This is a genomic window from Blautia hansenii, from assembly GCF_013304445.1.
Taxonomy (GTDB): domain Bacteria; phylum Bacillota; class Clostridia; order Lachnospirales; family Lachnospiraceae; genus Blautia.
In genome coordinates, this window is the sequence record NZ_JAAITA010000039.1 from 1 (window position 1) to 10,687 (window position 10,687).

General features: G+C 39.5%; 10 protein-coding genes. 2 read left to right on the forward strand and 8 right to left on the reverse strand.

The genetic code is table 11. The annotated features are described in order from the left end of the window. Window positions 1-26 precede the first annotated feature (26 nt). On the reverse strand, window positions 27-305 hold the full coding sequence (locus G5A70_RS15080) for a hypothetical protein (RefSeq protein ID WP_226853748.1): 279 nt from the start codon (window positions 303-305) through the stop codon (window positions 27-29). Between the two features lie 28 nt (window positions 306-333). Then, window positions 334-1,872, reverse strand: coding sequence for a glycoside hydrolase family 3 N-terminal domain-containing protein (locus G5A70_RS15085; protein ID WP_319017086.1), 1,539 nt, complete (start codon window positions 1,870-1,872; stop codon window positions 334-336). Between the two features lie 402 nt (window positions 1,873-2,274). On the opposite strand from G5A70_RS15085, the gene G5A70_RS15090 reads away from it, so the two are divergent. Beyond that, complete coding sequence (locus G5A70_RS15090; RefSeq protein ID WP_226853752.1) at window positions 2,275-2,637, forward strand: DegV family protein; 363 nt, start codon at window positions 2,275-2,277, stop codon at window positions 2,635-2,637. 153 nt (window positions 2,638-2,790) lie between these two features. Here G5A70_RS15090 and G5A70_RS15095 read toward each other — a convergent pair whose 3' ends face one another. The 5 genes from G5A70_RS15095 to G5A70_RS15115 all read right to left on the reverse strand — a co-directional run bounded on the left by G5A70_RS15095 (window position 2,791) and on the right by G5A70_RS15115 (window position 8,945). Then, window positions 2,791-3,750: a carbohydrate kinase family protein gene (locus G5A70_RS15095; protein WP_118697282.1), complete on the reverse strand. Its 960-nt coding sequence runs from the start codon at window positions 3,748-3,750 to the stop codon at window positions 2,791-2,793. 135 nt (window positions 3,751-3,885) lie between these two features. Beyond that, a complete protein-coding gene (locus tag G5A70_RS15100; protein WP_173750285.1) occupies window positions 3,886-5,370 on the reverse strand; it encodes a glycoside hydrolase family 32 protein in 1,485 nt (494 codons plus the stop codon). A gap of 25 nt (window positions 5,371-5,395) precedes the next feature. Continuing rightward, the gene (locus G5A70_RS15105; protein WP_118697280.1) at window positions 5,396-7,075 is read right to left on the reverse strand and encodes an ABC transporter substrate-binding protein; all 1,680 of its coding nucleotides are present in this window, start codon (window positions 7,073-7,075) and stop codon (window positions 5,396-5,398) included. Window positions 7,076-7,096: 21 nt separating this feature from the next. Continuing rightward, window positions 7,097-7,990 (reverse strand): carbohydrate ABC transporter permease, encoded by an 894-nt coding sequence (locus tag G5A70_RS15110; RefSeq protein ID WP_173750288.1) that lies wholly within the window; start codon window positions 7,988-7,990, stop codon window positions 7,097-7,099. A 16-nt stretch (window positions 7,991-8,006) separates the two neighbouring features. Then, window positions 8,007-8,945 carry an ABC transporter permease gene (locus tag G5A70_RS15115; protein ID WP_118697279.1) on the reverse strand — a complete coding sequence of 313 codons (939 nt, stop codon included), beginning with the start codon at window positions 8,943-8,945 and terminating at the stop codon, window positions 8,007-8,009. 141 nt (window positions 8,946-9,086) lie between these two features. Here G5A70_RS15115 and G5A70_RS15120 point away from each other — a divergent pair, with 141 nt between their 5' ends. Continuing rightward, the gene (locus tag G5A70_RS15120; protein ID WP_173750286.1) at window positions 9,087-10,115 is read left to right on the forward strand and encodes a LacI family DNA-binding transcriptional regulator; all 1,029 of its coding nucleotides are present in this window, start codon (window positions 9,087-9,089) and stop codon (window positions 10,113-10,115) included. A 75-nt stretch (window positions 10,116-10,190) separates the two neighbouring features. On the opposite strand, the gene G5A70_RS15125 is transcribed toward G5A70_RS15120, so the two are convergent. Beyond that, a complete protein-coding gene (locus G5A70_RS15125; protein ID WP_173750287.1) occupies window positions 10,191-10,598 on the reverse strand; it encodes an Hsp20/alpha crystallin family protein in 408 nt (135 codons plus the stop codon). Window positions 10,599-10,687: the final 89 nt, after the last annotated feature.

Consider the following 10,687-nt stretch of genomic DNA (forward strand, 5'->3'; position numbering starts at 1 on the left):
GATGGTTTACATGTACACATTTGTTGTCACAAACATGGATTCCTCACCAAAGTATTCTTTCTTTTCTTATATCCTCTGATTACCAATACTTCCATTCCTGCTATGAAAAGTGCTATTACTACGTCGATACCAATTCCTGCTTTCTTCCAGTTTTCCATACCTGTTTCTTTGTGTTTTCCATCATAAGCCCAGCTGCTTACAACTGTATACATGACATTTTTGCAGGCATTTCTCATCTGAAGTACAGATGTTGGATGCTCCGGATTGGCTACATTGTTCTCTTCTCCGTTGAATGTAGACAGCATTGCATCTTCATGAATTCATCACTATCTATTACTCAACAACAATTAACACACTTTTTCTCTTCTTATATTTCTTCACCAGAACTACTTCCAGAAGAATCAGGATAACAGCTACTGCCACGTCCACACCAACCATGATTTTCATCCACAATGCCAGTGTTAAAGATGTTTCACCAGCATATGCATTACTGTTCACAACAGTATACATAATGTTCTTGCAGGCAGTTCTCATATACTGAACTGTGGATGGGTCAGATGTATCTGTAACAAAGTTTGTTCCTACATCAAATGTAGACAAACAGCAGGAACCGCCAGTTGCGATTACCTGATCTGCATTCATGTTAAATGCACCAGCAAAATAGTCGGTTTCTACAAAGCCTTTGAATCCCCATTCATCACGGAGAAGCGTTGTCTGCAGTTCGTAATTTCCGCCAGCCCACACATTTCCAATGTAGTTAAAGGAAGACATTGTAGCTGTAATATTGCTGTTTTTTACACAGATTTCGAATGGTTTCAAATACAGTTCACGCATTGCCTGTTCATTTGACCAAGTGCAGATCATAATCCAACGGTTTGTCTCCTGCTCGTTCATTGCAAAATGTTTCATATATGCATAAACACCATTCTCAGCAGCACCATTTACAACCTGTGCAGACATAGTTCCTGCAATGATTGGGTCCTCTGACGGATACTCATATGTACGCCCACCAAATGCACTTCTATGAAGGTTCATAGATGGTGCATACCATCCAGAGCAACCAAGTTCTGTAGCCATTTTTCCCATATCATATCCGTATGTATGAGCTAAATCCTTATTCCATGTGCAGGCGATCATAACATTTGACGGGAATCCTACAGAACCTGCACCTGTAAAGTTATTGCTCACAGCGGATGGTCCATCGCAGTCAACAGTAGCAACTTTTTCAACGCTTTTTTCTTCTGCAGTCTGGAATCCGGCATGGGCGATCATATTCTGCATCTCATCAATTGTAAGCTGATCCAGAAGTGTTTCCCAACGCTCATCATCATAATCTGCACCGCGAAGCTCCGTCAGTTTCATTCCATTATCCGCACCAGTCACAGGCATTTCGGCATCTGGAATTTCCGGCATTTCATAGTTGGAAGTTACAATAAATCCCTCTTTTAAATCCTCCGGCATAGACGTGCTCGCAGGTGCAGCTGTTGTTTCATCATAATTCTTGAAGCCATCTTTACGTGATAAATAGGTAAGATGTCCGTCTGCATAACCGAATTGATTTACAGCAGCAGTCAAGTCTGTCGAACGTGGATTTGCCTCATCATAAACAATATCTTCATCTACTGTATAAGTAACAGAATCGATCACATTATGAGAATCGCTGTTGATACTGATCTCATAATCTCCTGCTTCCAGCACGTAGCATCCATTTTCCAGGTAATCATAAGAAGCCATGTCCTCAGCTGTAAAAGAAATTGTTACCGTCTGTGATTCACCTGGTTTCAATTCATTTGTTTTCTCATATCCAATAAGATTTGCCGTTGATTTCTCAATTCCTCCATTGGTATATGGCGGGTTATAATAAACTTCCACAACATCTTTTCCAGCTATGTCCCCAGTAAGTAATAATATAGGTAAAAACTGACCGCAGGATATACGCACAGAACACAACGACCATTACCGTCCAGAATGTCCTCCACGCATTATCCGGCAGCAGCTTGTACATACACCACCTAGAAATAAACGGAAATGCCAGATCTATTACTGCTATTGCCAGAGCACATACCATATCCAGCAAAAACAGCTTCCTGTGTGGTCTAAAATATGACAGGAATATCTGCATCTCACTTTTGTTTTTAAAATCTTTCTGGTTCATTTCTTATTGCTCCTGATTCTTATTTATTCTCTTATTTTAGCATAAATTCAAGTCGAACGCACGTAAAGATTTGGTACGTGATTCTGGTCAGCATAAGCTATTGAAATGTTTTAAATTTGGTGTTACAATTTGTCACATTAATAGCCACTATCGGAAATGTTCTCAAAATCAAGCCTATTCTCAGAAGAAGCAAAGATGGCTATATTGTAACTTATAAAAATGTCCGTGGACGTAAAGCAGCCCTGAATACTCTGATCAATCTGGTTTGTGATAATATTATAAAACCTGAAGAACAGATCATCGATATTGCACATGCCGACGCTTACGAAGATTCTCTTTATATCATGGATAAAATAAGAGAAAAAATCAACATACGTGATTTTATCAACACATCTTACGACTTCTGCACCGGAAGTCATGTCGGTCCTGATACAATTGCCCTTTTCTTTATCGGCAAAGACAGAGAACTGGTCCAGTCATAATTCTTCACACAAAAAGGCCGGGATCCTTTCGGATCCCGGCTATATATGGGGAGAATAAGCAATGGAAGTTAACCTTCAATTGCGATATAACCATCTTTTTCTTCAACGACTTTCGGTGCTTTCTTCGGAACAGAAAGTTTCAGAATGTCATCTTCACATTTCACATGTTTTCTGAATTTCATCCCTCGTCGGCATTACACGCAATGCTCCTTTTCTTGTTGTGATCACAGATGCTGCTGCATTTGCAAAAGTCAACATTTCCTTTAGTTTATTTTCATCTAAACCTTCCATTCCGTGTTCACAAATATAATGTAATACACAACCACAGAATGTATCTCCTGCTCCTGTTGTCTCAATTGTATTTTTCTGAAGGAACGGTTTTACTTCTACCATCGTTCCGTTATAGTATGCACGACTTCCTTCTTTCCCCATAGATACAAGAATCAACTGAATCTGATATCTTTCTCTAATCCAGTTTACCCCGGCAGTATAATCTTCTTCACCTGTCAGCCACTGAATCTCATTATCTGAAATTTTCAGAATATGACAGTGTGCTAATCCATATAATACCTGTTCCTTTGCCTCATCCAAAGAATTCCAAAGAGGTGGACGTAAGTTCGGATCAAAAGAAATAACTGCACCAGACTCTTCTGCAATACGGATTGCTTCTTTTGTTGCTTCACGTACTCCTTCATGTGTCATAGACAATGTTCCGAAATGGAAGATTTTTGTTTCTTTAATAAGTTCTGCCTGAACTTCCGTTTTATTCAACATCATGTCTGCTCCCGGATTTCGATAAAATGAGAAATCTCTGTCTCCATCCGGATAAGTATGCACCATTGCCAGTGTTGTATGGATTTCCTTGTCTGTACATAATCCTTTTGCATCAATCCCTACTTCTGTTATCACATCTCTCAGCTGTTCTCCGAAAAAGTCTTCACCTACTTTTCCGATGAATGCCGTCTTATGTCCTAGTTTCGTCAGCATTGCAAGTACATTGCAGGGTGCGCCTCCTGGATTTGCCTCAAAAAGTGGGTTTCCCTGATTACTTTTTCCATTTTCTGTAAAATCAATTAACAATTCTCCAAGTGCCACTACATCATATTTTTTCATCATATTCTCCATTCTGCCGCAAAAAACGACATTTCTTCTAGCATTGATACTATGCTCCTATATGCAAAAGGGATTCCCGTTTCAGGAATCCCCTATCATTATCCATGCATCTTCAATTTCAATATAATTTTTGTCCTAAACCAGATTGTATTTCACTATATCGATTTTAGCTGCACCTTCAGCAAAGAATGAAATTCCTTTTGCCTCTTGTTCTGTAAATATAACAGCAGACATAACCTGCTTACCGTCATTAATAAATATTTCAGCACTGAATCTATCCAAGATCACACGAAGCTTTAATTCATTGGCATCGCCATTTACCAGACACCTTCTCTGATGAACTAATGCTCGTTCGGTTCCTGAAAATTTTCTGTCAATTTTCAGGACAGACTCATCCGGGCGGAAACTTAATTCTGTATAAAACTTCTCATTTTGTGCAAAACGTAATACAAATTTCTTATACACATTTTCTTTATCTTCCGGACGTATCACAAGTTCCATATCTATAGTTCGTCCTTCGATTTTGTCTAATGTGATCGCATCATTATCTATTACTACATCGTTGTACTCAACTCTGTCTTTACGCATTGCATCGAGTTCTTTGATCGGAGTCTGATAAAGTCTTCCGTTTTTGACAGACACTTCTCTCGGCAGACTCATTTGCGCAAACCATTTTGAGTCATTACAACGATGAGCAGTCGTATCCCAGTTCTGCATCCAGGCAATCATAATTCTACGGCCATCCGGTGCAAGCAAAGTCTGCATTGCATAATAATCCATTCCATAATCGACGCTTTGTACTGTCTCTTCTTTTAAGGTATGTGTCTCCGGATCCATCTCTCCGATGATACATAAGGTCCCATTTCCATTATGGAACTCCAGTCCTTCCGGCAACATGTCCTGTGGACTTGTCAGAAGAACATGTTTTCCATCTAATTCGAAAAAGTCCGGACACTCCCACATCTTTCCATAACGTTTTTTATTTTCTGCCAGTACACTGACAAATTCCCATTCAAATCCATCTGCACTTTTATAAAGAAGAATCTGTCCACTTCCATCTGCCGGACGGCTTCCGATCACACAATAGAAGTACCCATCTTTTTCTTTCCAGATCTTTGGATCCCGGAAATCCACTTTACTTGCACCTTCCGGCAAGTCTTTAGCTGTCAGAACCGGATTCTTTTCATATTTCTTATAATTTTTTCCATCTCCAACAGCCACTGCCTGTGTCTGAATATCCCTTGCCGTTCCATCTTCAAGCGTCTCCTGATCTACAGCAGTATAAATCAGCAGCTGTCTGCCGTCGTCCAGTTCTATTGCACTTCCTGAAAAACATCCTATCTTATCATAATCTTCATCCGGTGCCAGAGCTGCCGGAAGATATTCCCAGTGAAGCAGATCTTTACTTACCACATGGCCCCAGTGCATACTGTTCCAATGTGTATCATATGGATTATACTGGTAAAACAAATGATACTCTCCCTGATAGCAGGAAAAACCATTTGGATCATTCATCCATCCAACATATGGACTCACATGAAAAGCCGGTCGATCCTCTGCTTTTATCTGCAGCCCCTGTTCAGCTTCATATTTTCTAGCCTTTTCTAACATCTCACTCATGAAAATTCTCCTGTTGTTTGTATCGTTATTTTTCTTCACTCAACGACTTCTGATACTCATCAAAGTATTTCTGTTTAATTGAAATATAATCAGAAAGTCCATACTGTTCCATTTTCTTCAGATAAAAATCCCACTCTTTTTCAATTCCGCCATTCAGGATCCAGTCTGCTTTCTTCTGTTCTGCATATTTTTTGATATCTGTATCATACTGAGATACTTTATTGGTATCATCAATGCTCATGAATACGTTTGGATAAACATATTTACTGTTCATATCCTGTAAATAAGTTTCATGCATATTGTCCAGACGCCATTTTGCATCCTCTGGCTGTGTTACATAGACGTCATAATATTCATTCAGAACTGCAAGAGGACCATTTACAGATTGTGCTTCACGTACTTCTACCGGAGACTGATCCCCCAGATCCATGTGTTTCAGCATTTCTCCACCATCTTTATTGGTAGACAGTTCAAAAATGTTAAAGGAATCCTTCTCTCCATAAGTTCCCCAGTTATTCTGCGGTGACTGAAGTGGTGCATACATCTGATCGATCCATGCAGCAGCAAGTGCTGTGTTACGGCAGCTGGATGTAAGAACACATCTTCCACGATCATATCCACTTGTTTCACTGTTATTCTGTCTTGTAATGTTCCGCATACCATCTGGTCCTGTCAGAGCCGGCAGCATAACATAATCTTCATTATTATCAATATTGGCGATATCCCATGTAAAGCAGAGACCATAGCGGTGATTCTTTCCTTTGGCGACATAAGTAGACCACTCTTGTGTAAATGCTTCCGGGTCGACCAGATCCTCTGTTACAAGTTTATGTAACCACTCAATTCCTTCTTTGTATCCTTCCTGAACGGTTGTATAAATAACTTTTCCTTCGTCCGTTACAGCGAAATGATCTCCTGTATCTCCATAGCCTTCTCCAAATCCATTGAGCAGAATTGCCGGATCCTGGTCACCATTATTGATGATAAATGACATTGGAATCACAGCACCTTCAATCGAAAATTCTTTTTCAAGCTCATCTGCATGATCACGGAATTGAATCAATACCTGTTCCAGTTCATCTGTTGTTGTCGGAATCTCGAGTCCTAGATAATCCAACCATTTTTTATTAATATACGGAATATCTCCGATTGCCTGAATGGCTTCTTTCCCAGAACCAAGCTGTTCAATCCATGGGAAGGAATAAATATGTCCATCTGGTGCGGTGCACATTGTCCTGTATTCTGGATATTTTTCAAACACTGCCTGTAAATTCGGCATATATTTATCTATCAGATTTTCCAGCGGAATGATAATCCCCTGTTTTGCATAACGCAACAGATCATAATCACTCATTCCGGCATTGAATAATCCATCTGGCAGATTTCCAAATTGTGCAAGCGCCAGATTCTTCTTATCAGAGAACTGATCCGATACAAAACAAGTCCAGTCAATATGAACATTGGTCTGCTCTTCCATTCGCTGAAAAATTACTCGTTCATTCGGATCCTGTGTTGATGTAGCCGGTGCACTTGTAATAAAGGAAAGCTCTGCAGTTTCCTTTAATGGAAACTGCACCTCCGATACAGGTGTACCCGGATCAATTTCAGCCTCAAGCTGCTGCTTTTTTCCACATCCTGCAACTCCCACCATCATCGTCAGGGACAGTACAATTGCAAGCAATGCATTTACTTTTCTTTTCTTCATATCTGTATCGTTCCTTTCTTATTAGCCTTTTACCGATCCGACCATAATTCCTTCATCAAAGTATTTCTGGAAGAATGGGTACATTACTAACAGTGGTAAACTTGATACTACGATCGTTGCATATTTCAGCTGTTCTGCTACTTTTGCCATTTCTGCTGTACTCTGAATATCAGCGTTCATTCCAGGCTGTGGTGTATTCTGTACCAGGATGGAACGGAGTACCAGCTGTAATGGCTGAAGATTTGCATCATTCAGATAAATCATTGCATCGAAATAACTGTTCCACATTCCAACAAAAGACCAGAGTGCCAGTACTGCGATGATTGGCTTACATACCGGAAGCATGATTTTAAAGAAATGCTGGATCTCATTTGCACCGTCAATCGCAGATGCTTCTCTTAATTCTGTCGGGATTGACTGATAATAAGTTCTGGCAAGAATCATATTCCATACATTAAATGCTCCTGGAATCAGGATTGCCCACACTGTATTAACCATGTGCAGCTGATTGATCAGGATAAATGTAGGAATCATTCCACCACCAAAGAACATTGTGATCAGGAAAATAACATTGAAAAAGTCTCTTCCTACAAATTCCTTCTTTGACAGTGGATACGCAGCCAGTAATGTCACAAAAACAGAAATTACTGCAAATGCAAGTGAATACAGGAAGGAATTCAAAAATCCACGCCAGATCATTTCGTTCTCTAATACTCTTCGATATGCGTCTAATGTCCAGTCCTTGGTGTTAAAACTCAATCCCTGGTTATTCAAAACAGTAGGATCCATAAAGGATGCGAGTACTACATAAATAATCGGTATCGCTATAGAAAGGACGAATAAACCAAGAATAGTAAATCCGATTCCAAGGATTACTTTGTCTGTCCTTGAATATTTTCTCTTTTTTTTCTCCATCTCTTCTCCCTCTTTTCTATAATCCTTCTCCATCATTCAGTTTCTTAACAACCCAGTTCACAAAGATCAGCAAGATAACATTTACAACTGAATTGAAAAGACCTACCGCTGTCGAATATCCATAGTCTCCATTCAGAAGTCCAATACGGTATACATATGTAGACAGGATTTCTGATGCCGGAAGGTTCATATCTGTCTGTAAAGCATAAGCTTTTTCGAAACCAATACTCATGATATTTCCAGCCTGCAAAATAAACTGAATTACAATGATATTCTTAATTGCCGGCAATTCTACATACCAGATCTGCTGCAGAAGATTCGCTCCATCCATGAGGGCTGCTTCTTCCAGCTCCTTGCTGGCATTCGCCAGTGCTGCTGTGTACATGATAGATGCCCATCCTGCGGTCTGCCAGATTCCACTTGCAATGTAAATTGTCCGGAATGCAGAAGGCATTGTCATCCAGTTTGTACTGATTCCTAATACTTTATTCAGTGGGCCTACAGGAGATAAAAGCATACGAACCATACCACAAAGCACGATGACTGAAATAAAGTTTGGCATATAGATCAAAAGCTGCACTTTCTTCTTAATTCCGGTCTTACGAATACGATTCAGAAGCAATGCAAGAATGATTGGAACCGGAAATCCCCACAGTAATCCATAGATACTCAATTTCAACGTATTCATCAGATAGTTCATAAAATCTGGTGAAGATAAGAATCGTCTGAAATACTCAAGCCCTACCCAGGGACTACCAAGAACTCCTTTTATTACATTGTAATCTTCAAAAGCAATCAGAAGACCTCCCATCGGGAGATACTTAAAAATAATTGTCAGTAAAAGTCCTGGCATCAGGAAAAAAAGATATAACTGCCAGTTTTTCTTCACATAAGTCATCTTTTCTCTCCACGTTCGCTTGCTTACGGACTTTGCTTGATTTTGCATTCTTTTCATGCACTTCTTCCTCCATTCCATTGATTTTATGAGAACCGGTTACGTAACCGGTTATTTTATCGTTGCGTTTTTCCATCAAAATTGCTATACTGAAAAATATTATTAACCGTCAGCCATCATATTGAAGGAGATTCAACTTTTATGAGTAAAAAGAAACAGGTAACTTTTGCAGATATTGCGGAATACACCAATTTTTCAAAAACTACAATATCAAGATACTTCAATCATCCTGATTCTCTTACCTTGGAAAACCAGGAAAAGATTTCACAAGCTCTTGACACACTTGGATATAAAAAGAATAAGCTGGCAAAAGTTCTGGCAAATGGAAAAAGTGAATTTATTGGAATCATTGTTCCGAATCTTTACCTGCACTATTATTCTGAGATGCTGACACAATTCCTTTCCAGCTACCGTGATTATCATTATAAGTTTCTTGTTTTCGTCAGCGAACATGGCGCAGAAGAAGAACAACAGTATATTGAAGAACTTCTGTCTTATCAGATTGAAGGACTGATTGTTTTAAGTCACACTCTTCCATCTGAGAAACTCGCTTCCTACCAGATTCCTGTCATCGCAATTGAACGCGAAGCAGAACATATCAGCAGCGTCAATACTGACAACTATATGGGAGCACTTCAGGCTACTTCTCTGTTGATTCGAGATAAATGTGATATATTAATTCACATAAATGTCAATGTGAATAAATCCGCTCCGGCTTATGACCGAATCTGGGCCTTTCAGGCAACTTGTGAAGAATATCATGTGCCATATGATATAGATTTGAGTGTAAAAGGTGCTTCTTATCATGAGCTTTTGGATGTAATCCGAGAGATTTTCAATAAGATAGAATCAAAATACCCCGATCAAAAAAAAGGTATCTTTCTTGCGAACGATACCTATGCTAATATGTTTCTTAATTTAATTTTCCAAAAATACGGGACATTTCCTTCCACTTACGAGATTGTTGGATTTGACAATTCTCCGATTGCCAGCAAGGCAATCCTTCCGATCACAACCATCGGACAGCAGATCGATGTGATTGCAAAAACTGCCATGGATCTTCTGGTCCAGCAGATGGAGGAACAGAAAAAGCGTGTTCCCAAACCATTGGGTGAACCCATCCATAAACAGATTACACCTATATTAATTCGCCGCAATACAACAGAATAATTTATTTCTCATGTAAAAAAGGCCGGGATCCTTTCCGATCCCGGCTATATATGGGGGGAGAATAAGCAATGGAAGTTAACCTTCGATTGCGATGTAACCATCTTTTTCTTCAACGGCTTTCGGTGCTTTCTTCGGAACAGAAAGTTTCAGAATACCGTCTTCATATTTCGCATGGATATCTTCTTCACTGACTGCATCACCAACATAGAAGCTTCTGCTTAAAGTACCAGCATAACGTTCACGTCTGATGTAGTTGCCCTTCTTATCCTGTTCATCTTTATCAAGACCTTTGGCTGCTGACAGTGTCAGATAACCATCCTTCAGCTGAACCTTAATCTCGTCTTTCTTAAATCCCGGAAGATCCACATCCAGTTCATAACTGCCATCAGTTTCACGGATATCCGTTTTCATCATGTTCTGCGCATGTTTACCATAAAGCGGATTCTTCTTGCCCCAGAACTCATCTTTAAACGGGAAGTCCATCCAGTCATCATCAAATAAGTTTTCTCCAAAAATACTAGTATAGAATAAATTAAATCTCTACTATATATTTTGAGGATAATGTATGGTAA